General features: G+C 69.7%; 15 protein-coding genes and 1 pseudogene. 7 read left to right on the top strand and 9 right to left on the bottom strand.

Annotation, left to right across the window (positions count from 1 at the left end; translation table 11 throughout):
- Positions 1–582: 582 nt before the first annotated feature.
- The 7 genes and pseudogenes from WMF22_RS02910 to WMF22_RS02880 form a co-directional block, all read left to right on the top strand.
- Positions 583–1,929 carry a hypothetical protein gene (locus tag WMF22_RS02910; RefSeq protein WP_438034759.1) on the top strand — a complete coding sequence of 449 codons (1,347 nt, stop codon included), beginning with the start codon at positions 583–585 and terminating at the stop codon, positions 1,927–1,929.
- 55 nt (positions 1,930–1,984) lie between these two features.
- Positions 1,985–2,881, top strand: a complete 897-nt coding sequence (locus tag WMF22_RS02905; RefSeq protein WP_438034758.1) for an HAD family hydrolase — start codon at positions 1,985–1,987, stop codon at positions 2,879–2,881.
- 79 nt (positions 2,882–2,960) lie between these two features.
- A complete protein-coding gene (locus tag WMF22_RS02900; RefSeq protein ID WP_438034757.1) occupies positions 2,961–3,392 on the top strand; it encodes a hypothetical protein in 432 nt (143 codons plus the stop codon).
- A 78-nt stretch (positions 3,393–3,470) separates the two neighbouring features.
- Positions 3,471–5,549, top strand: coding sequence for a hypothetical protein (locus WMF22_RS02895; protein WP_438034756.1), 2,079 nt, complete (start codon positions 3,471–3,473; stop codon positions 5,547–5,549).
- 11 nt (positions 5,550–5,560) lie between these two features.
- Positions 5,561–6,562, top strand: a complete 1,002-nt coding sequence (locus tag WMF22_RS02890; protein ID WP_438034755.1) for a S1 family peptidase — start codon at positions 5,561–5,563, stop codon at positions 6,560–6,562.
- Between the two features lie 333 nt (positions 6,563–6,895).
- Entirely contained in the window at positions 6,896–8,119 is a 1,224-nt protein-coding gene (locus WMF22_RS02885) for a S8 family peptidase (protein ID WP_438034754.1), read from the top strand.
- A 177-nt stretch (positions 8,120–8,296) separates the two neighbouring features.
- Positions 8,297–8,548: pseudogene (locus tag WMF22_RS02880) on the top strand (transposase); the annotation flags it as partial.
- A gap of 214 nt (positions 8,549–8,762) precedes the next feature.
- Here WMF22_RS02880 and WMF22_RS02875 read toward each other — a convergent pair.
- The 9 genes from WMF22_RS02875 to WMF22_RS02835 form a co-directional block, all read right to left on the bottom strand.
- Positions 8,763–12,167: a GAF domain-containing protein gene (locus WMF22_RS02875; RefSeq protein WP_438034753.1), complete on the bottom strand. Its 3,405-nt coding sequence runs from the start codon at positions 12,165–12,167 to the stop codon at positions 8,763–8,765.
- Positions 12,168–12,283: 116 nt separating this feature from the next.
- Positions 12,284–13,129 carry a lysophospholipid acyltransferase family protein gene (locus tag WMF22_RS02870; RefSeq protein WP_437297609.1) on the bottom strand — a complete coding sequence of 282 codons (846 nt, stop codon included), beginning with the start codon at positions 13,127–13,129 and terminating at the stop codon, positions 12,284–12,286.
- 141 nt (positions 13,130–13,270) lie between these two features.
- A complete protein-coding gene (gatB, locus tag WMF22_RS02865; protein ID WP_438034752.1) occupies positions 13,271–14,728 on the bottom strand; it encodes an Asp-tRNA(Asn)/Glu-tRNA(Gln) amidotransferase subunit GatB in 1,458 nt (485 codons plus the stop codon).
- A gap of 97 nt (positions 14,729–14,825) precedes the next feature.
- Positions 14,826–15,500, bottom strand: a complete 675-nt coding sequence (locus WMF22_RS02860) for a NuoI/complex I 23 kDa subunit family protein (protein WP_437297607.1) — start codon at positions 15,498–15,500, stop codon at positions 14,826–14,828.
- 11 nt (positions 15,501–15,511) lie between these two features.
- Positions 15,512–17,278 carry a complex I subunit 1/NuoH family protein gene (locus WMF22_RS02855; protein WP_437297606.1) on the bottom strand — a complete coding sequence of 589 codons (1,767 nt, stop codon included), beginning with the start codon at positions 17,276–17,278 and terminating at the stop codon, positions 15,512–15,514.
- A complete protein-coding gene (locus tag WMF22_RS02850; RefSeq protein WP_437297605.1) occupies positions 17,275–18,960 on the bottom strand; it encodes a 2Fe-2S iron-sulfur cluster-binding protein in 1,686 nt (561 codons plus the stop codon). The genes WMF22_RS02855 and WMF22_RS02850 overlap by 4 nt, the downstream gene beginning before the upstream one ends.
- A gap of 79 nt (positions 18,961–19,039) precedes the next feature.
- The gene (locus WMF22_RS02845) at positions 19,040–20,254 is read right to left on the bottom strand and encodes an NADH-quinone oxidoreductase subunit D (RefSeq protein ID WP_437297604.1); all 1,215 of its coding nucleotides are present in this window, start codon (positions 20,252–20,254) and stop codon (positions 19,040–19,042) included.
- A gap of 3 nt (positions 20,255–20,257) precedes the next feature.
- The gene (locus WMF22_RS02840) at positions 20,258–20,911 is read right to left on the bottom strand and encodes an NADH-quinone oxidoreductase subunit C (RefSeq protein ID WP_437297603.1); all 654 of its coding nucleotides are present in this window, start codon (positions 20,909–20,911) and stop codon (positions 20,258–20,260) included.
- Positions 20,908–21,453 carry an NADH-quinone oxidoreductase subunit B gene (locus tag WMF22_RS02835; RefSeq protein ID WP_437301525.1) on the bottom strand — a complete coding sequence of 182 codons (546 nt, stop codon included), beginning with the start codon at positions 21,451–21,453 and terminating at the stop codon, positions 20,908–20,910. The genes WMF22_RS02840 and WMF22_RS02835 overlap by 4 nt, the downstream gene beginning before the upstream one ends.
- Positions 21,454–21,477: the final 24 nt, after the last annotated feature.

The raw sequence follows: 21,477 nt of genomic DNA, 5'->3' as shown, positions 1-21,477 counted from the left end.
CCACGCGCCCGTCGCCCCCGTCGGAGCGCGCGCGAGCGAGAACATTCCGGCCATCGGGGCTTCACAAGCAGCGAAAACGCCGGTGTCGCGCCAACAGTTCGGCGCTCCTTCTCCGCCCGCGGGTGCCGATCTGTCGGCCGGCATGCCGGGCGATCTGTCGGCCGGCAGATCGCCCGATCTGTCGGCGGCATGCCGGGCGATCTGCCGGCCGGCAGATCCGCGGCGACCACCGCTCTGGCGTCGGCCGACATATCGCAATGGCTCGGCGTGTCGCCCGACGAATCTGATTTGCGCCCATCGATGAGGTCTTCACGGCGCGCGAGCTCGGTCGGAGCGCAGTCCCACGAGCGTGCTTGCTTGATCGGCTCCGCTCGCGTTGGCACACGGGTTGCCATGTTGCCATGGCGATAAGGCGCCTGCCACGACGACTGAAGTCCGGCAGGACGAGACGAAATGCCCTCGACCGTGAGGCTTGCCATGCCCGGACCCAACGATGTCTCTCAATCGGCCCCTAACTCGAACGCTGAATTGTGCTCGACGTGGGAAGACGATCCCGGCGCCCCCGATACGCGCGGCGTGCTCGTGAGCGTCCCCTTCCCCGTGATCGAGGATCAGCCGCTGCCCACGAAGATCGTCATGAACCCTGCGCCTGCACGGGATCGTTTCCCAGAGGGCACGCCCGGATTTCGTTTCTGGGGAGCCGCCGCTGCGCTCCGTCGCTGCTCCGACTTCTGGGGAGCCATCCTCCCCCAGAACGCGACGTGGAATCCGAGCGTCGGTCCCACCCTCGACGTCATCCTCGATGCTGGGATCGATCTGAATGCCTTTTACGATCGGCAGGCGCTCACGTTCTTTCACGGAACGGTGCTCGGCTCGACCGTGTTCTCCGGCGAGAGCCCGGACATCATCAGCCACGAGTACGGTCACGCGGTGCTCGACAGCATTGGGGCCGGGCTCTGGAATGCCATGTCCATCGAGGTTGACGCGTTCCACGAGTCGTTCGGCGACATGAGCGCGATCCTCGTCAACTTGCAGCTCCCCTCGATGCGCGCGGCGGTGCTCGCGGAGACCGAAGGTCACCTCAATCGATCTTCACGCCTCTCGCGCCTGGCTGAGCAGCTCGGCTGGGCCATTCGACAGTTCAGCGCCAACGCCGTCGAGCGCGATTGTCTCCGCAACGCCGCCAACTCGTTCTTTTACCAGTCCGCGGACGAGCTGCCGACGTCCGGTCCTGCCACGATGCTCACGTCGGAGCCGCACTCGTTCTCGCGCGTCTTTACGGCCGCGTTCCTCGACGGGCTCGCGGGGATGTTCGCCAGCCGGCCGGGACAGAAGGAAGAGGACCTCCTGGAGGTGAGCCGGGACATGGCGTCCCTGCTCGTCGAAGCCGTCCGGAGCTCGCCGATCGTTCCCAGCTACATGAGCCAGGTGGGCGCACACCTGCTCCGCGCGGCGATGAAGAAGGACCAAGGGTATGCCGAAGCGATCAAGGTCGGGCTCGTCCGCCACGGCCTGCTCTCCATCCCGGGCGCCGTGACCGTCGCGACGGCTCACGCGCCGGTCGGCGTGGCCGCTGGGCTGAGCGGGCAGCCTGTGCCCCACGATCTCGACGTGTCGGGTTACGGCCTCAAGGTGTCCACAATCCGCGTGCAGGCGCCGTCCGCGCAGCGGCGCTTCAGCGTCGCTGGGGCTTCGAAGTCGGTCGGCGACGTCGGGGTCGCCTCGCCCGAGGACGCGGCGCGGGCGTTCTTCGAGGACCTCCTGCGGCGCGGCCGTCTCGATCCAAAGGGCTTCGCAGATCCTGCCATCACGGTCTTCGATCGTTCGTCGTTCAAGACCCACGAGCTCGTCGATGAGCAGGGCACGGTGACCTTGTATCGGCGCCGCATCGATTGCATCCCGCGCCGCCCGCACCCCGCCCAGCTCTGATAGCGATGCTCGCGATCTGCGGCGAGCCACCTTCTGGAGTCTAGGAGCACGCGCCATGGATATCCAACCCATCCTCCCGCCAAGCGTCCTCCTGCTGGATTTGGGGGGCACCCTCGAGCACGGCGGCGTCGTGCTCCCGGATGCCGCAAGAGCGCTCGATGTGGTCTCTGGTCTTCGAACGAGCGCTGGGCAACGGCTCCCCGTGGCGCTCGTCTCCGATTTCACGATGCCAGCCTCGGGCTCCGGGCCCGACGAGATCGAGCGACTCTTCCACGAATACGTCGACATGCTGAGCCATCTCGGGTTGGCCTCGTACTTTCAGCCTCCCGAGCGGCGGATCACACTGTCGACGCAGGCCGGGGTGCGCAAGCCGCATCGCGCCGTCTTCGAGCTCGCCCTGGAGCGCCTCGGCGCGGCGCCTCGGCTCGACGCGTGCCTCTTCGTTACCGAGAGCGCCGAGCACGTCGGCGCGTGCCGCGCTCTCGGGATGCGCGCGCTCCGATTCGGTCCTGACGGCGATTTCGACGTGTGGTCCGCAGGCCCGCTCATCCTCGCGCGCGTCCTCGGGATCCGCGACGCCGAGGCGCTGCGGCCCGCGCTCGATCTGCGGCTCGAGCGCCGGTTCGGGCGGCGGCTCCTTCGCGTCGAATCCATCGCGGACGCGGGCGACGGCGGCGCGCGCATCTCCGCGATGGTCGGCGACGCCCTGGATACCCCGACGCCCGTCGCCGCCGACATCACGCTCGCCCGGTCCGGCGACGTCGCAGCGCTCGCGGTCGACGGATCCCCGGTGGATGCGCGCGCGGACGCGGACCTGTACAGACGTGTTCTCGAGGATAATGCCAGGATTGCACCGGTGGGCGCCAAGCTGCCCCCGGGCGCCACGCATACGCTGGAGCCCGGCCCCGGCGGTGACATGGCCCTGCGCCGCCGCCGGTACTCCATTCTGTGAGCACCGGCCGTCCGAGCCTGGACAAGCCACTCTGCGATACGAGGGTCTTATGGGACGTGAGATTGTACGCGACGAAGTCATGCGAGCTCGCTCGGCAGCCAAGCGGGCGGGCGGCGAGCCTCCTCCGACGGACACCTTCACGCAGCGGCTCGTCAAGCTGATCCCGAGCGAGGTCATCGGCACGTTCCTCGTGATCGACGGCCTCCTCCAGGCCGGAGCGAATCAGGTGCCGCTCGTGCCAGTTTTCTTTCTCCTCTTCTCGCTTTTCCTGGTGGGAACGCCGCTTTACCTGTGGCGGTTCGAGCAGATCAGAAGCCCATTGCAGCTCACGCTGTCCATGTTCTCGTTCGTCGTGTGGGTGTTCGCGACTGGGGGCGTGATTCGTCAGGTCGTCCCCGCGTTCACGCCCGTCATGGGAGGGCTGCTGCTCGCTGCATACACCTTCGCGGCTACGGTCCTGCTTGGACCGAAGAAGGCGTCGCCGGAGGGGGTGCCTTCGCCGGGCGGTTGAATCAGCACATCCCGGCTCGCAGCGGACGGAACAGCCTCGTGCTCGCTTGAGAGATCGTGCTCCTCGAAGGAGGTTGCCTTGACGATGATCGCTCTACCCAGGTATCGAATCCCACTCGCGGCGTTCGTTGCGCTGACCAGCGCTGGTCATCTTGCCGGTGGCGTCGCGGCGGCGCAGGCGGCCGACGCGACGACCATCGAGTTCAAGAGAGACTCGACGTCGAACACCTGGGCGCTGGCGCCTGCGCCCGGGTTGCCGTTGTCGCAATCCGTCGAGCTCCAGATCAAGGTGCCGGCCGCGTGCAAGAACGTGAAAGCAACGCTGAAGACCGCCTCGTCCGAGGCGGCGATCCAACCCGCGCACATCAGCGTCGACGCGCTCGACGGAGCGGTGGAGTTGACGCTGGCGGCAACCTGTGACGGCCAGAAGGTCAAGCCGACGGTCTACATGTTCGCGCAGCGGACGCCTCCGCCTCCCCCTCCGCCCAAGAACGAGGAGAACTGCGATCCCGTCCGCGTGGGGCTGTCGGGACCGCTCCGGGTATGCCCGCAGCGCACGAAGCTGCTGGAGAGCAAGCGAAACACCGTGACGCTGCGAAGCGCCCTGCCTGGCGGCATCGACGAGCAGGCCGCGCAGATGGCCGCCGAGCTGCTGCAGATCCTGGCGGAGATCGCGGTGGATCGAGCCCGGGCGAAGGGCTTCGAGATCATCCGCAAACGCATCGACGACACGATTTGCCGCATCGACGAGCAGGGCATGCTCATCGATCTCAAGGCCCCGCGGCCCAAGAAGATCCTCTTGCGGAAGTCCTGCGCGCTGCTCGACACCGTCCGGCTCAACGATATCGCGACACAGAGCCAGGCGCTCCAGGCGGCGCTGGTCTCGGATCTGCTCACCTTTGCCGCGGAGGCACCGTTCAAGGTCCTCATCGATGCGGGGAACCGGTCCGACGCGCTCACGACGCTGGCGGTGCTCGTCGAGATGATCACGACGTCGCTCGAGATCCACTTTCATGGCGGCCACATCCAGGCGACGCTCCCCAACCCCAAGCTGGTCATCGACCAAGCGATCGAGATGACCTGGTCGTTCGGCGACCTGGACGAGCTCACATTCAAGATCGCGGTTCAGGCGGCGCGGCGCTGCCTGGCGCAGACCGCCGACGTCTGCGATCTGTCCGTGGATATCGAGACCCTCTTAAGCAAAGAGTATAACGAGCAGATCGAGAGCCTCAAGCCCCGCCCGAGTGAGCTCGCCCGTTTGCGCGCGCGGGCCGCAGCCCTGGCCCAGATTGTCGTGGACGCGGTGAGCCCCGCGAGCGCCGGCGTCAGCCCGCGCGACCGCTGGCGCCTGACGCTGGAGGTCGTCGGCTGGCTCGCCCAAGCCGTCGTGGACAAGGAGTTCCACGACAAGCCCCGCGAGCAGCACGAACGGGCGCGCGCGATCGTCGAGGACGTGCAGCGCCTCTTGCTCGCGATCGCGGACGAGGATCTCCCGACGGCGCTCTCGAAAGGCGCGGCTCTCGTGTCGCACGTGCGCGCCGAGAGCGGCGACGAAGTGGACCAGTTCAAGGTGATGATCCGCGTCGTCGCGACGATCGGCGCGTTCGCCGCCACCTACAGCGGCGGCGGCGCCCCCGACAAGCAGCTGCACGACGTGCGCAAGAAGCTCATCGAGGATCTCGTCGACCAGATGACGGACAGGCGCGGGCGCGACAAGGACACCATCGTATCCGTCGGCGTCAACGCCTCTTTCCTAGCGACCGGCGTCGAGGCGGTGCGCGATGCGAAGGGCCACCTCGGCAGCACCCAATACATGACACCGCAGTTCGCGCTCCCGCTCGGCGTCGCTGTAGACGGGGGCTGGTTCGAGAGCTTCGGGTGGCACCTGATGGCCTATCCTATCGACATTGGCCAGTTCGCCTCGTACTCCACGAGCGAGGGGATCAACACGCCGCGCTGGGACACCATGCTGGTCGCCGGGTTCCAAGCTGGGCTCACGCTCGGTCATCAAACGCCGGCGGTCTTCGCGCTCGACGTCCGCTATGCGCCGACGCTCTTCGCTCAGACCTCGAAGACGCTCCTCGGGGACAGGGCGGGCGGCGCGCTCCGCGTCGGCCTCAACATCGGGTACTACGTGCCCTTCTTCGACTTCAATTGATGGAGGATAGTGTGCACTATCGCGCGACGACATTGCTCCAGGTCATCTGTCTCGCCGGTTGCGGCGCCGCAGGCGGGACGCGCGGAGCCTCGCCCGAGGCGCCCGCGCAGCTGGGCGCTCCCGCGGAGGGTCGCCTGCAGGACACCGAGAGATCGGGACGAACGCTGGCATTCCGCGCGCAGGCGCCAGAGGGCGACGATATCGACCTCGAGCGCGATCCGCTGGGCGCCGATGCGTCAGAGTTCGTCCCGCTCTCCGAGATCAAGGAAAGATCGTTCGCCCTGATCGAGGCCAGGGCGGCGATGGTCCGGCGCTCGCAAGGGACGCAAGGGAGACGAGGCATCGACATCAGCACGAAGATCGTGGGTGGTGAGCGGCAGTGCGAGTGGACCGCTGTCGGAGCCATCCTGCGGAATCGCCAGGTGCACTGCTCCGGTACGTTGATCAGCCGGCATGCGGTGCTCACCGCCGCGCACTGCCTCGACACCGAAGACGCGAAGCAGTTCACGTTCTCGCTCGACTGCAAGATCACGAGCGACACCCGCCCAAAGCTCGTGCGCGACGTGTGGGCGAACAAGCGATTCCCGTCGGACCGGCCGCTCCGTGTGGAGGACGCCACGAACGACGTGGGCATCCTTTGCCTGTCCGAGCATCCGGGCGTGGCCCCGATGGCCATCCCAAGCAGCGTCCTCCCGGAGTCGACGTACAGGCGGAGCAGCCTGGCGTTCGTGGGTTATGGCCTGGTCGATCCGTCGGACCCCGGATCCCACGGAGTCCGCCGCAGAGCGGATATGAAGGTCGGCGAGATAAAGGAGGCTTGGTTCTCCTACGGGGACGTGGAGCACAACACCTGCAACATCGATTCTGGCGGCCCTGCGTTCGCCGGCGCCCTGCTCGTCGGCGTCACCTCGCTCGGCGACCGGAGCTGCAGGACGACGGGCGTGGATGCCCGTGTGGACCAGAATTTCGATTTCATCGCCGACAGGGTGAGCGCGTGCGAGCGCGAGCGTTGAGCGCCGGTCTTGATGTAGACAGCTTAAAAGCATTTTCGTGGCCACAAATGATGAATCTCCCATGGTCTATCGTGCGCGTCGGCGTCCCCATGCGCTCACGCACCGAGGGGGGACAGACGCGCGTGCCGCAAATGGCTCTTCCCCCGCGGTGCGAGGGGAGCCGCACCGCGCGGATGCCGACGTGATCCCGCTCGCGGAGACACGTGAGCGTTTCGCCGTCCTATCTCTCCTCCGAGTCCCTAGCCTAGCTAGCTCGGGTTGTCGCATTCGGGTGCCCTCACGCCCAAGGCGTGGAGATGCCCGTCATTGTCAATATCATGCCCCAGAGGAATTATGCCCACCCGCTACCTGATCCTCCGCGCCAACGCCAACATCGAGAAGTCGGTCGATCTTTCGAACCCTGCCGCCTGGCATCGCAGCCGCGGCGGTGCGACGCAACTCTCCATTGCCATTGAGAGCGGACGGGAGCACGACGCCGGATCACTTCGCGCCGATCCGAAGAACGCCGCTGTGCTCGACGCCGACGCGGTGTTTTCCCTCGTCCGGCCGAAGGCGCAAGCCTCCCTTCAGGCAACCGCGCTCGACGGCGCGCTGAAGACAAGTGGCACGCTGAAGATGCCGCAGGGGCTTATCGCCGTCGGCGCCCACGCGACGAACTTCACGGGGCAAGGCGTCCGCGTCGCGGTGCTCGACACCGGCATCGACAGGACGCACCCCGCGTTCGCGGGCAAGGACATCACCTCGCGCGACTTCACTGGCGAGGGTTCGTCCCCCGAGGACGTGTCCGATCGTGACGGCCACGGCACGCACTGCGCCGGCACGATCTGCGGCGCCTCCGTGGATGGAATCCGTGTGGGCGTGGCGCCCGGCGTGACGAGGATTGCTGTCGGCAAAGTCCTCGGCACGAACGGCGGCTCGCTCGAGATGCTGCTGAAGGGCATGCTGTGGGCGGTCTTCGAACAGAAGGCCGACGTGGTCTCGATGTCGCTCGGCTACGACTTGCCAGGCAACGTCCAGCGCCTCATCGACCGGGGCATGGATGCGCGGCTCGCCAGCTATGCGGCGATGCAGCTGCAGAACGACATCATCAAGGGCGTGTCAAAGCTGCGCGGGTTCCTCGAGTCCCAGGCGAAGAATGTCGTCTTCGTGGCGGCGACCGGAAACGAGAGTGATCGCGCCGCCGGCGTCGTGCTCGGCGCCGGCCTCCCGGCATCAGAGTTGTTCGGCGTCGGCGCGGTCGGCCCGACAGACGCGACCGGAGACAAGTGGAAGATCGCCGATTTCTCGAACGGACGCGCATTCGTTGTCGCGCCCGGTGTCGACGTCGTGTCGGCAGCGGTCGACGGCGGCTGGGCGACGATGAGCGGCACGAGCATGGCAACGCCGCACGTCGCCGGCGTCGCGGCGCTGTGGGTCCATAAGCTTCGGGAGGCGGGCATGTTGAACGTTCCCGGCACCGTGGAGGCGGAGCTGCGCAAGAGCACCACGAGGGCCCCGCTCGTCGACAACGACCTCGACGCGATCGGCGCCGGGCTGATCCAGGCACCCGCGAACTAACCAGGTTTGCAGCAATATTTTGGCAGTGCCGCGCGGAGCCTGTGCCGTATATGGCTCGGGTTCTCGTCGAGCAGCAAGTCGGTGGGGCGCCCGCGGTACCTGCGGTACACCTCGCGGAGGAAGGCGCCGAAGTCCGGCGCCCTCTGCTGCGCTCGATCCAGCAGTAACGCGCTCTACCGAAAGGCCTGGGTGGTCTCTGCCAAGCCGCCCTTCGCTGGGCCCGAGCAGGTCTTTGCGTGCCTCGGTCGCTATACCCACCGTGTCAGGCTGTCCAATCACCGGCTGCGGTGGATGGATGAGCGCGGCGTGTGCTTCCGGCCCCGAGGAGACAAGACCGTGACGCTCTCCGCAGAGGAGTTTCTGCGTCGCTTCCTGCTGCACGTGCTGCCTCATCGATTCGTGAAGCTCCGGCACGTCGGCTTGTGGGCTGCGTGTAAGGTCCCAGCCGGCTCCACGTCCCAGGCGCGCCTTGTGTGGCGCGCGACGAAACGTCTCAGAAGGCAAGGCCCGAAGTGAGACATGCCGGGCGGTGTTTCATGCGCAAGCTCTCCCGCCCCCGTCTTGGCGGATGGCCAGCGCCCCCCGCGCGCTGCCGCGCACACCCCCACCCCGGCGCGTGCCCCCCGGATCCCCCGTCACTCCCTCACTCGTCCCGGGACCAGGGCATCAGCCCGGTCGCCAGGCACTTCACCGCCGCCGCCAGCTCGATCGGCTCGATCGGCTTGGGCACGTGCATCTGGTAGCCGGCCGCGAGCGCCCGCACCCGGTCCTCTGTCCGCGCGTACGGCGTCAGCGCCAGCGCCGGCGTGCGCCCCACCTTGCGCGGCAGCAGATCCCGCACCCGCCGGATCAGCGAGTACCCGTCCTCCCCCGGCATCCCGATGTCGACGACGAGCAGCGCCGGCTCCGACGTCTCCAGCAGCTTCAGCGCCTCGTTGCTCGACGTCGCCGTGCTGACCTCGGCCCCGCAGCGCCGCAGCACCGCCGAGAGCATCGCCAGCGTGTCGGGATCGTCGTCCGCGATGAGCACCCGCACCCCGGTGAGCCGCGGGAACGGGTTGCGCGGGTCCGGCGCGATGCCCGCGTTCGTGAGCGCCGTCGCGGTCGCCCCCGTCGAGAGCGGAAGCTGCACCGTGCACGTCGTCCCGCGCCCCGGGCCGGCGCTCGTCACGCGCACCATGCCGCCGTGCAGCCCGACGATGTGCCGCACGATCGACAGCCCCAGCCCGAGCCCCCCGTGCCGGCGCGCGCCGCTGTTGTCCTCCTGCCGGAAGCGCTCGAAGACGTGCGGCAGCGAGTCCGCCGAGATGCCCTCGCCGTCGTCGATCACCTTGACCTCGGCGAAGCGCTCGTCCTGCGAGAGCTGCACCTGCACGAGCCCGCCGGGGCGCGCGAACTTCACCGCGTTCGAGAGCAGGTGCCACACGACCTGCTGCAGCCGCGCAGGGTCGCCCTCGACGAACACGCCCTCCGGATCGAGCCTCGTCTCGATGGCCACGCCCTTGCCCGCGGCCGACGGGAGGATCGACTCGACCGCCGTCTGCACCGGCAACGTCAGCTCCACCGCGAGCCGCTCGATCTTCAGCGTGCCCGTCACGACCTGCGACGCGTCGAGCAGCTCGTCGATCAGCGTCACCTGGTGCTCGGCGTTGCGCTCGACCGCCGACAGCGCCCGCGTCTCCGCGACCCGATCGAGCGAGCCCGCCTGCATCATCCTCGCCCAGCCGAGGATCGCGTTGAGCGGCGTCCGCAGCTCGTGCGACACCGTCCCGAGGAACTCGTCCTTCAGCCGGTTCGCGTCCTGCACCTCGCGGTACAGGCGCGCGTTGTCGAGCGCGAGCGCGGCCCGGTGCGCCACCTCCTCCGCGAAGGCGACGTCGGAGCGCTCGAAGAACCGGCCCGACTCCGACGACACGAGCGAGATCGCGCCGAGGATGCGCCCGCGCGCCCGGAGCGCCACCACGAGGTACGAGAGCGGCGCGAGCGTCCGGTTGGCCGTGGCCTCCTCGCTCGTCATCGCCTCGTGCAGCAGCACGTCCCCGCGGACGTCCGCGTAGAGCTCCGAGCGGCCCGTGCGCAGCACGCGCGCCACCGGGCCCGGCTCGCCGTCGACCCGGCTCGGGTGGAAGTACCGGAGCAGCGGCTCCTTCAGCGGGCTCACGTGCGCGGCCGCGACGTGGCGCAGGCCGAGGCCGTCGTCGATGTCGACAAGGCAGAAATCGGCGAGCACCGGCAGCACGAGCCGCGCGAGCGACTGGAGCGTGGCCGTGAAGTCCAGCGACGCGGCGAGCGCCGTGCTGAGCTCGGCCAGGAACGCGAACCGCCGCGCCGCCTCCTCGGCCTCGGCCCGCGCCGCCTGCACCCGGATCAGCCGGGCGCGCTCCTCCTCGGCCCGCTTGCGATCGGTGATGTCGCGGTGGATGCCGACGAGGAACAGCGGGCGACCCTCCTGGTCGTGGACCGCGTACGCCGTGATCTCGATCGGCACCTCGGAGCCGTCGCGCCGCACGCACGGGACCTCGCCGACGAAGGTGCGCGCGTCCTCGATCTGCTGGAGGATCCGGGCCGTGCTCTCCTCGCGGACGTCCTCGCGGTGGAGGAGCGCCATGCTCTTGCCGACGATCTCCTCGGACAGGTAGCCGAAGATCGACTCGGCCTCGCCCATCCAGTACCGGATGTTGCCCTCGACGTCCGTGACGAGGATGGCCTCGGGCATCTGCTTCAGCACCTCGTGCGAGAGGTGCATGGCCTCCTCCGTCTGCAGCGCGGAGAGGCGCGCCCGCTCGAGCGCCTGCGCGCTCTGCTGGACCAGCGCGAGCATGAACGCCCGGTCGTCCTCGGTGAACGACTGCGGCGCCGAGAAGCCGAACCCCACGGCGCCGAGCACGCGCCCCTCGAGGAAGAGCGGGATCGCGGCGTACGCTCGCTCGCCCGTCGCGACGCAGCACGACGCGAAGCCCGGCTCGAACTCGCCGAAGCGCTCCTCCGACTCGAGGAAGATCGGCTGGCGCTCCCGGACCGCGCGCGCGAGCGGCAGCTCCGCGCCGAGGTCGAAGCTCTTGAAGCGCGCGATCTGCGCCTCGAGGTAGCCCGTCGAGCGCACCGTCTCGAGCTCGCCGCCGAGCCCGGCGCGCAGCGCCACCACGCCGGTCATCGCCCCGGCGGCCGCGACGACGTCGCTCGCGAGCACGCGGAGCACCGCGGGCGGCGTGATCGCGTCGGACAGCGCGGCCGTCACCGCGAAGAGCCACGCGGCCCGGTCCGCGCTCCGCTCCGCGGCGTGGCGCGCCTCCTCCGCCTTCCGGTAGAGGTAGGCGTTGTCGAGCGCCAGCGCCACGCGGTGCGCGAGCTCGGCCGCGAGCACGAGATCGTCCGCGGAGTAGATGCGGTTCGACTCCGAGACGCCGAACGACAGCACGCCGAGCTTGCGGCCGCGCGCGATGAGCGGCACCGCCATCGCCGACCGCGTGCCGAGCTGCTCCAGCGCGGCGGCGCGCTCGGCGGCCTCGTCGCTCTTGTCGCGATCGAGCTCGTGCAAGAGCTCGGACTCGCCGCTGTGCAGCACCTTGGCGATGCCGAGGCGCTCCTCGGCGTCGGGCGAGATCGCGCGCAGGAGCCCCTCGCGCTCGGGGTTCACGTGCTTCGCGGCGACGCGGCAGAACCGCCGCCGCGTCGCGCCCGCCTGGCCCGCGCGATCGGAGCCCGCCGGGTCGGAGTCCGCGGCGGCGCGATGGCGCCGGGCCGCGTAGATGCCCGCCACGGGCGCCGGGTCGATCCCGTCCGGCCCGGCCACGAACGTGGGACCGCCGTCCGACGACGGCGGCGGAGGCGGCACGGAGCCGACCAGGCCCATGGCGTCCGCGGCGCCACGCTCGATGAGATCGACCGTGCACCAGTCCGCCAGGTAGGGCACCGACAGACGCGCGAGCCGCTCGAGGATCGTATGAGGGTCAAGCGATCCGGTGAGCTGCTCGCTCGCGTCCGCCAGGAACATCAGCTCATTATGGATCGCCCCTCCGCGGGGCGGCTTCAGGACCTGCCATGCCATGGCGGTCTCGCTAGGGTTGCCTTCACGCTCCATGGGGTCGCCGGCGGCCCGCATCGTAGCGAGGGCCGATCGCAGAAGCCAGCGGCGCAGGCGAGAGCGCGGCGCCTAACCGTCGCCTAACCGTCAGAGGCGAGCCGCGCGCGGGCGCGGTGGACGAGCGCCTGGACGGCGCGGTGCGATTCGTCGCGCACATCGCCGACGTCCCGGCCTACCGTGGCGATGGGCGCGCCGACCTCGAGCGCCACCGGGATACGTCGCGCACGGCTCACCCGGACCATGTGCGCCGTGAACGACTCGTCGACGTAGGAGGACTCGGCGCCGCCGTACACGAGCCCCACAGGGACGATCTCCGCGCCGACGCGGCATGCCGCGGTGAAGCCGCCCGCGCGGAACGGCCGCACCTCATCTCCGGAGAACGTGGTCCCCTCGGGGTAGACCATCACACCACGGCCGCCCTTGAGCGCGGAGGACATCGCCTGGACGACCGCAGAGCCGCTGCGCTTGCTGGAACGGTCCACGAAGAGCGTTCCGACGCGGCGCGCCGCCATGCCGATGACCGGCCATCCGGCGAGGTCGGCCCGGCTCACGACCGTGGCCTCGAAGAAGGCGAGCGTGATCATGATGTCGAGCGCGGAGCGGTGGTTCATCACGAACAGCCGGCCGAGCCCAGCGGCGTCGCGCCCAGGGCAGTACCCCGCGCCCACCGGATCGGCCGCGCCTGAGGCGCGCCCCGCCGCGAGCTCATCACGGACGAGGCCGCCCGCGCGCGCGTCGAGCCCGTAGAGCTTCAGGAGCGCGCGCCCATACCGGCGCATCCATGTGTGGAGGACCACTTCGCGATCGGCCGCGGGCGAGATCGCTGTGTCGACCTCGAGCAGGCCGTACATGCCGAAGGTGAGGCCGACGAAGCCGGCCGTGCGGAGAGGGAAGCGGAGGGCGTCGAGGGGACGAGCGCTGACCATGCGTCGGATGTCCTGCCCGCTCGGGGCGATCGTGGAGCCAGGGCTTCAGCGAGGCGGAGGCGCCGGGCGCGCCCCGGCTCGCGCGGCGAGAGCGCCTGCCAGCGGCACCCTATTTCACGCTTGCGCCCGGAGAAAGCCCCGTCACCCGCCCGTGGCGGGAGCGCCGTCGAGCAGCCGCTTCAGCACGTCGTTCACGACGGCCGGGTTCGCGCTGCCCCCTGTCTTCTTCATGATCTGCCCCACGAAGAAGCCGAACAGCGCGGCCTTGCCGGCGCGGTACGCCGCCGCCTGCTTCTCGTTCGCGGCGATGACCGACGCGGCGACCGCCTCGATCGCGGCGGCGTCGCTCATCACGGCCATGCCCTTGTCGCGGACGATGTCGCCGGGCGCCCGGTCCGTGCCGGCCATCTCCGTGTACACCTCCTTGGCCTGCTTGCCGCTGATCGCGCCCTCGTCCACGAGGCGGAGCAGCGCGGCCACCTGGCCGGGGGCGACCGGGAACGTCGCGGAGAGCCCCGTCGTCCGGGTGTCGCGCAGCACCTCGCCCTGGACGAAGTTCGCGACCTTCACGGCGTCGCCGTGGAGGCGCGCGGCCTCCTCGAAGAACGCCGCGATCCGCGGGTGGCCGGTCAGGACCGACGCCGCGTACGGGGTGAGGCCGAGCGACTCGGTGAAGCGGCGCCGCTTGTCGACGGGCGGCTCCGGGAGCGCGCCGCGCACGTCGGCGAGGAACGCCTCGTCCACGACGAGCGGCGGCAGATCCGGCTCGGGGAAGTAGCGGTAGCCGGACTCGTTCTCCTTGTCGCGGAGGAGGTACGTCTCCTTCTTCTCGGCGTTGTACCCGCGGGTCTGCTGCCGGACGCGGCCGCCCTGCTCGATGAGCGCGATCTGCCGCCGGATCTCGAGGTCGATCGCCTCGGCGACGAAGCGGAACGAGTTGATGTTCTTGAGCTCCGTCCGCGTGCCGAGCTTCGTCTCCCCCACCTTGCGGACCGAAACGTTGGCGTCGCAGCGGAAGCTGCCCTGCTCGAGGTTGCCGTCGTTCACGCCGATGAACATCAGGATCTCGCGCAGCCGCTTCAGGTACTCGGCCGCCTCCGCGCCCGAGCGGAGGTCGGGCTCGCCGACGATCTCGATGAGCGGCGTGCCGGCGCGGTTGAGATCGACGACCGACAGGCCGCCGATGCCGTGGACGTTCTTGCCGGCGTCCTCCTCCATGTGGACGCGCGTGATCCCTGCCCGCGTCATGCCCGCCTCGGTCTCGATCTCGAGGTGGCCGCGCAGCGCGAGCGGCCGATCGAACTGGCTGATCTGGAAGCCCTTCGGCAGGTCGGGGTAGAAGTAGTTCTTCCTCGCGAAGACGCTGCTCTCCTGGACGGCGCAGCCGAGCACGAGCGCGGCGCTCACCGCCATCCGGACCGCCTCGCGGTTCAGGACCGGGAGCGCCCCCGGGAGGCCGAGGCAGACCGGGCACGTGTGCGTGTTCGGCGGGTCGCCGAAGCTTGTCGCGCAGCCGCAGAACGCCTTGGTCCGGGTGAGGAGCTGCGCGTGGACCTCGAGCCCGATGACCGCCTCGAAGGAGCCGTACGTCGTCGCCATGACCCGCCCTTCTAGCAGAACCGCGGCCGGACGAGAGGCGAGATGCCCGGGCTCCGTCGCCCGGCAGGCGCCGCGGCCTGCCGGGGGGATGACCGGCTCAGTGATCCGCGTGGTCGCGCGAGAGGCCAGGGTGCGTCGGGTCGCCCGGCTCGTGGCGCTTGTTCGCCGTCAGCCGGGAGCCCGAGCGATCGGAGAGGCTCATGAGGAGATCGCGCCGGTAGATGAACTGCTCGCGCGAGTCGTAGGGCACCGCGTGGAGGCCGGTGTCCATGCGGATGGCGTCGACGGGGCACGCCTCGACGCAGAAGCCGCAGAAGACGCAGCGGAGCTCGTCGATGACGAAGCTGCTCGGGTACCGCTCGTAGCCCTTCCGCCGATCGCCGTCGGGGTACTCGGCCGGCTCGATCGCGATGCACTGCGCCGGGCACGCCGTCGAGCAGCAGAGGCACGCGACGCAGCGGGGCGAGTTGTCCTCGCGCAGCGTGAGCCGGTGGATGCCCCTGAAGCGCTCCGGGTAGGGGCGCTTCTCCTCGGGGTAGCTGATCGTCGTGACGCCCGGCTCGAGCGCGTGCAGCACCGGGTCGGGCTTCTGGCCGAGCACCATCTCCTTCGTGTTCTTGAAGAAGTGCTTCATCGTGATCCCCAGGCCCTTGACCATCTCGGGGATGTAGGCCTGGACGTCGGCGCTCCGGGTCGGGCGCGGGATCGGCTTGCCGGCGACCGGCCTGGCGGCCGGCTTCGTCCACGTGGTGCTGGGGGTAGCTCTCGCCATGAGATCCTCCTCTACGCCTGCTGCGGCGACGCCTTGGTGCCCCCCGCCGCGGCAGCGAACCGGGACGAGGTGGAGTTGACGGTGCGCTGGCGCTCGACCGGCTCGAGCAGGCCGGCGATCAGCGCCACGACCGCCGCGAACCCGCCCAGGGCGACGACCGCGTGGGTGACGTCGGCCGCGACCTGGAGACCGCCGACGAGCCCCGCGGGCGCCGACTCGACGGCCAGCACGACGATGCCCGTGACCATCATGTTGACGATCGTGAGCGGCAGGAGCTTCGTCCACCCGAGCCGCATCACCTGGTCGTAACGGAAGCGCGGCAGCGTCCAGCGGAAGAAGACCTGCACCCACGCCATGAGGATCGTCTTGCCGAAGAACGCCAGCACGTAGGTCAGGCTCACGGCGAAGTGGGTCATCTTGTACTGGAAGAGCGTCGCGTCGCCGAAGGCGATGTTGATGCCGTCGCGGTCCAGGAACGGCAGGTGGTAGCCGCCGAAGAAGAGCGTGACGAGGAGCGCGCTCGACGTGATGAGCTCCACGTACTCGCCCGTCATGAACATGCCGAACTTCATCCCGGAGTACTCGACGAAGTAACCGGCGACGATCTCGCTCTCGCCCTCGGGCTGGTCGAACGGGATGCGCTTCGTCTCGGCCGCGAGGGCCGCGAGGAACAGGACGAACGCGAGCGGCTGGACGAAGATCCCCCACGTGTGCTCGGCCTGCCACTGCACCATGTCGCCGAGCCGGACGCTGCCGTAGATGATGAAGAGCCCGACGATGCTGAGGCCCATCGCGACCTCGTAGCTGACCATCTGGCTCGCGGCGCGCAGGCCGCCGAGCAGCGAGAACTTGTTGTCGCTCGCCCAGCCGGCGAGCGCGGCGCCGATGATGCCGGTGCCCGCCATCGCGAAGATGTAGAGGATGCCGACGTTGAGGTCCGCGACCTGGAGGTTCACGACGTGGCCGCCGCACGTGAACGCCTGGTCGACCGTCCGCTTGAGCAGCGGGAGGTCTCCGAAGCCGAAGACCCCGTCGCCGTTGTCCTCGAAGCAGAGCTTGTCGCCGAACGGGATGACCGCGAACGTCACGAGCGCCGGGAACATCGCGAGCAGCGGCGCGAGCGAGTGGAGGAGCCGGTCGGCGTTCTTCGGGATGAAGTCCTCCTTCCAGATCATCTTGATCGCGTCGGCCGCGGCGTGGAGCGTGCCGAGGAGCCGCAGCGGGATCTTGCCCTCGGGCACGCGCAGCGCCGCGTAGGCGCCCGTCACGAGCAGCAGCGCGCCGAGCAGCACACACGCGACCCGCGCGACGACGGGCGCCGCCGAGAGCGGGACCGCCTGCGTCAGGAAGAAGACCGCGACGTGGGCCATGACGCCCCCGTAGAAGATGCTCCGGGGCTCGACGCGGGCGAGCGCCTCTTCCGCGGGGTTGATCGGGCCGCCGCTGCGGGCCGACGCGCAGAACACGATCAGCCCGAGCCAGGCCACCGCCACCGCGAACTGCGCGGCGGCCACCATCGTCTCGGCCGCGGCCGGCGCGGACGCCGGGCGCGTCGCCGTGAACACGGAGAGCGCCGCGAGCAGCGCCGGCGGGAAGAACACGATGCCCCGCACGACCAGGGACGGCAGGTAGACGACCGCCCGGTTCGGGCCGACGCGGTCCTGCACCATCGCGCCCTGGCGCCGGTCGGCCCAGGTGGCGATCGCCGCCATGTTCAGCAGGAACAGGACGACGATGAGGATCTTGACGATCGCGAGAACGAGCTCGACGCTGGTCATGCCGTGGCCTCCGTCTTCTTCGGCTCGACCCGCGCGCCGTCGGCGGCGGCGGGCGCCGGCGCGGCGTGCGCAGAGGGCGCCGCGGTGGGAGCGGCTGCCCCACCAAGCGCCGCGCCGGGCGGCATCGCGCGGCGGAGCTCGGCCAGGGTCTTCCACCCGGTCTCGTACCCGAGCGCGCGCCCGAGCCGGCCGATGAGCTCCCAGGCCGGGCGCGCGTCGCCGTGCGGGAGCAGCGCCCGCTCGCTCCGCTGCGCCAGGCCCTTGCCGTTCACGTACGTCCCCTCGGCCTCGGCCCAGGAGCACGCCGGCAGCGCGACGCGCGCGGCCTTCGCGAGCGGCCCCTCGTGCGCGGCGACCGTCACCACCCCCTTCAGCCGCGAGAACGCCCGCTGCGCCTCGCCCGCGTCGACCTCGAGGTCCGACCCGAGGGCGACCACGTACGCGTACTGCCCGGACGCGATCCCCTGGATCAGCTCCGCGACCGGGCGCGGCGGGGTCGCCGCCGCGATCTGCACGGCGCCGCGGGTGTTCGGGTTCTTGTCCTCGCTGATGAGGATGTCGTCGCCCTGGCCGAGCGGCTTGCCCGACACGAAGAAGTCGGTCGCGCCGAGGTACGTCGTGGCGAGGTGGTAGAGCGCGAAGTTGTCCTCGTTCGAGTGCTGCGCCGACAGGACGATCGCGACCTTCGCCGGGTCGTCGCCGTGGCCGGCGAGCTGCTCCTTGGCCGCGGCGAGCGCGTCATCGACGCTCGCGTCGTCGTTGCCGACGAGCGCCGTGAGCAGCCGCCCCTCGACCGCGTGCCGGTACGAGAGCATGCCCTCGTCGCACATCCAGTACGTGTTGACCGCCATGTTCTCGCGGGGGCGGTGCCGGTACGGCGTGTTGTTGCGCGGATCGTAGTCGAGGTAGGCGTTGCAGCCCGTCGCGCAGCCCTGGCAGACGGTCCGGGCGCTGCGGAGGAACCAGACGCGCGCCTTGAACCGGAAGTCGCGCGACGTGAGCGCGCCGACCGGGCAGACGTGCTCGGTCATGAGCGTGTAGTTGTGGTCGAGCTCGCGCCCCGGCGAGACCGTGATCTCCCCGAGGTTGCCGCGCTCGCGGACGGAGAGCACCGGATCCCGGGCGAGCTCGTTGCAGACGCGGATGCACCGCGTGCAGACGATGCAGCGCTCGGCGTCGTACACGATGGTCGGGCCGAACGTGACCGCCTTCGGCTTGTGCACGGGCTCCTGCCGCATCCGCTTGCCCTTGCGCTGGTGCTCCAGCCAGTAGTCCTGGAGGCGGCACTCGCCGGCCTGGTCGCAGATCGGGCAGTCGACCGGGTGGTTCAGCAGCAGGAGCTCCTGCACCGCCGAGCGCGCCTCGGACACGTGGTCGCTGCTCTCGGACAGCACCTCCATGCCGTTCGCGCAGGCCATCTGGCAGGCCGGCTGGAGCTTCGGCTTCGCCGCCGGCACGTAGTCCTGCTTCGCCGCGTCCCAGCGGAGGATGTCGAGGCTCATCGCCGGCCGCCCCGGCGGCGGCAGCACCTCGACCAGGCACATCCGGCAGTTGGCGGCGACGCTGAGGCCCGGGTGCCAGCAGTAATGGGGGATGTCGATCCCGGCGCGGTGCGCCGCGCGGATGATCGTGTCACCGCTCTCGAAGGGGATCTCCCTTCCGTCGATCTTGATCGTAGGCATCGTGCTCTCGATTCCCGGCGGGGCCGCGGAGGGCCCTTGCTTTCCTAAGTCGATGACGGGAGCGCTCCTCGCGCCGTCGCTAGTGGTCGCACTCCCCGCCGATCATGTTGAGGGAGCCGAAGGTCGGCACGACGTCCGGGATCATCAGCCCGGTGATGAGCTGGGAGAGCCCCTGCGTCGTGGCGAAGCACGGCGGACGGATGCGCACGCGGTACGGCGTGCCGCTGCCGTCGGACACCAGGTAGAAGCCGAGCTCGCCGTTGCCGGCCTCGGTGTACGAGTAGCACTCGCCCGCGGGCACCTTGATGCCCTCCATGACGATCTTGAAGTGCTGGATGGTCGCCTCGATGGTCGTGTAGACCTCCTCCTTCGGCGGCAGCACGATGCGCGGATCGTCGATGTTGATGGGCCCCTCGTCGGGCATCTGCTCGAGCGCCTGCTCGATGATCCTCCCCGCCTGGCGGATCTCCTCCTGGCGGCACATGAACCGGTCGTAGTTGTCGCCCCGCGTGCCGACCGGCACGTCGAAGTCGAAGCGGTCGTAGACCATGTACGGGTTCGCCCGGCGCACGTCGTAGGGCACGCCGGTCGCCCGGAGCACGACGCCGGTCCAGCCGAGCGCGAGCGCGTCCTCCTGCGAGATCTGCCCGACGCCGTCGAGGCGATCGAGGAAGATGCGGTTCTTGAGGATGAGCTTCTCGGCGTCGTTCACGAGCGCGAGCACGCGCGCGAGGCCCACGCGGACCATCGCCTTGAAGTCGGCCGTGGGCGGCCGCGCCATGCCGCCGACGCGGCCGAAGCTGTGCGTCAGGCGCGCCCCCGTCTCCTCCTCGAAGATCTCCCAGAAGATCTCGCGCGCGCGGCACAGGTAGAGGAACGGCGTGAACGCGCCGAGCTCCATGCTCATGGCGCCGCTGCAGATCATGTGATCGCAGATGCGCGCCAGCTCGCCGAGGATCACGCGGTAGTACTGGCAGCGCTCGGGCACCGTGACGCCGAGCATCTTCTCGACCGCCAGCGCGAAGCCGACGTTGTTGAGCATCGGCGAGACGTAGTTGAGCCGGTCGACGTACGGGAAGACCTGCGACCACGTGCCGCGCTCGCACATCTTCTCGAAGCCGCGGTGCAGGTAGCCGATCTGCACGTCGGCCTTGTTGATCGTCTCACCGGACAGCTCGAGCACGATGCGCACCGTGCCGTGCATCGCCGGGTGGGACGGCCCCATGTTGAGGAGCATCGGCTCGCTCGGTAGGTCGAGCTCTGCCTCGTCCAGCTCGCGATCCAGGGGTTCCATGGGTCAGCTCCGCTCCTCCAGCGCGCCCGCGCGCTTGCCGTTGCTCACGGCCTCGTCTCCGTCGATCGACGCCCCAGGGCCGCGCAACGCGAAGTCGTGCGACTGGCGGCCGAAGCTCATGCCCTCGTCGGGGCCGAACGGCGGCAGCTTGCCGGTGTTCGGCACGTCCCGGAACGGGATGAGCGGCTGGATGCGGTTGGCCGGGTAGTCCTTGCGCAGGGGGTGCCCCTCGAACTCCGGGTACATCAGGATGCGCCGGAGATCCGGGTGCCCCTTGAAGACGATGCCGAGCAGGTCGTAGCACTCGCGCTCGAACCAGTTCGCGCCCTTCCACACCGGGACGATCGAGTCGATCTCGGCGCCGTTGCCCTCCTCGTCGCCGACGCGCGCCTTGATCCGGATGCGGTGGTTGCGCTCGAACGACCGCAGGTGGCAGACCACCTCGAAGCGGGGCACGTCGCCGCGCCAGAGGTAGTCGACCGCCGTCAGGTCGACGAACATGTTCATCAGGGTCCGCGGGTCGTTGCGGAGGAACAGGGCGGCGTCGCGCCACACGGCGGGATCGAGCACCGCCGTGTCGTCGCCGAACTGCGAGTGCGTCTCCAGGACGGCGCCCGGGAACTGCGCCGTGAGGAGCTCCAGGACCTTCTTGCTCATGGCAGGCTCCGCTCCTTGCGCTGGAGGGTGACGAGGTGCTCCGTCGTCTGCGCCGGGTCCTCGCGCGGCTTGACGATCGCCGGCGTGCGATCGCCGCGCGCGATCTTGTCCTGGAGCAGCATGAGGCCGTCGAGCACCGCCTCGGGGCGCGGCGGACAGCCGGGCACGTAGACGTCGCAGGGGATGACCTTGTCGATGCCGGCGACGGTCGTGTAGTTGTCGTAGAAGCCGCCGCACGAGGCGCACGTGCCGAAGGCGAGCACCCATTTCGGGTCCGCCATCTGCTCGTAGATGCGGCGGAGCGCCGGCGCCTGGCGCTGGCTGATGGTCCCCACCACCCAGAGCAGGTCGGCCTGGCGCGGCGAGAAGCGCGGCACCTCGGCGCCGAACCGCGCCATGTCGAAGCGCGGGCTCGCCATCGCCATGTACTCCATGCCGCAGCAGGCCGTCACGAACGGGTACTGGAACAGCGAGTACTTCTTCGCCCAGTTCAGCAGCGCGTCCACGCGCGTGGTCGCGAAGCCGTGCTCGGAGCCCTCCATCACCCGCGTCGAGGGCCCACCGGC

It is taken from the genome of Sorangium sp. So ce204 (assembly GCF_051526795.1).
GTDB classification, from domain to species: Bacteria; Myxococcota_A; Polyangia; order Polyangiales; family Polyangiaceae; genus Sorangium; species Sorangium cellulosum_B.
Note: the sequence above shows the minus strand (reverse complement) of the source record. Positions and strands in the feature narration are given on the sequence as shown.

Bases quoted from the DNA above. Each gene is read 5' to 3' on its own strand.
- WMF22_RS02905 (WP_438034758.1), top strand. From the start codon at position 1,985: ATGGATATCCAACCCATCCTCCCGCCAAGCGTCCTCCTGCTGGATTTG.
- WMF22_RS02900 (WP_438034757.1), top strand. From the start codon at position 2,961: ATGCGAGCTCGCTCGGCAGCCAAGCGGGCGGGCGGCGAGCCTCCTCCG.
- WMF22_RS02885 (WP_438034754.1), top strand. From the start codon at position 6,896: ATGCCCACCCGCTACCTGATCCTCCGCGCCAACGCCAACATCGAGAAG.
- WMF22_RS02875 (WP_438034753.1), bottom strand. From the start codon at position 12,167: ATGGCATGGCAGGTCCTGAAGCCGCCCCGCGGAGGGGCGATCCATAAT.
- WMF22_RS02870 (WP_437297609.1), bottom strand. From the start codon at position 13,129: ATGGTCAGCGCTCGTCCCCTCGACGCCCTCCGCTTCCCTCTCCGCACG.
- gatB (WP_438034752.1), bottom strand. From the start codon at position 14,728: ATGGCGACGACGTACGGCTCCTTCGAGGCGGTCATCGGGCTCGAGGTC.
- WMF22_RS02860 (WP_437297607.1), bottom strand. From the start codon at position 15,500: ATGGCGAGAGCTACCCCCAGCACCACGTGGACGAAGCCGGCCGCCAGG.
- WMF22_RS02855 (WP_437297606.1), bottom strand. From the start codon at position 17,278: ATGACCAGCGTCGAGCTCGTTCTCGCGATCGTCAAGATCCTCATCGTC.
- WMF22_RS02850 (WP_437297605.1), bottom strand. From the start codon at position 18,960: ATGCCTACGATCAAGATCGACGGAAGGGAGATCCCCTTCGAGAGCGGT.
- WMF22_RS02845 (WP_437297604.1), bottom strand. From the start codon at position 20,254: ATGGAACCCCTGGATCGCGAGCTGGACGAGGCAGAGCTCGACCTACCG.
- WMF22_RS02840 (WP_437297603.1), bottom strand. From the start codon at position 20,911: ATGAGCAAGAAGGTCCTGGAGCTCCTCACGGCGCAGTTCCCGGGCGCC.
- WMF22_RS02835 (WP_437301525.1), bottom strand. From the start codon at position 21,453: ATGGAGGGCTCCGAGCACGGCTTCGCGACCACGCGCGTGGACGCGCTG.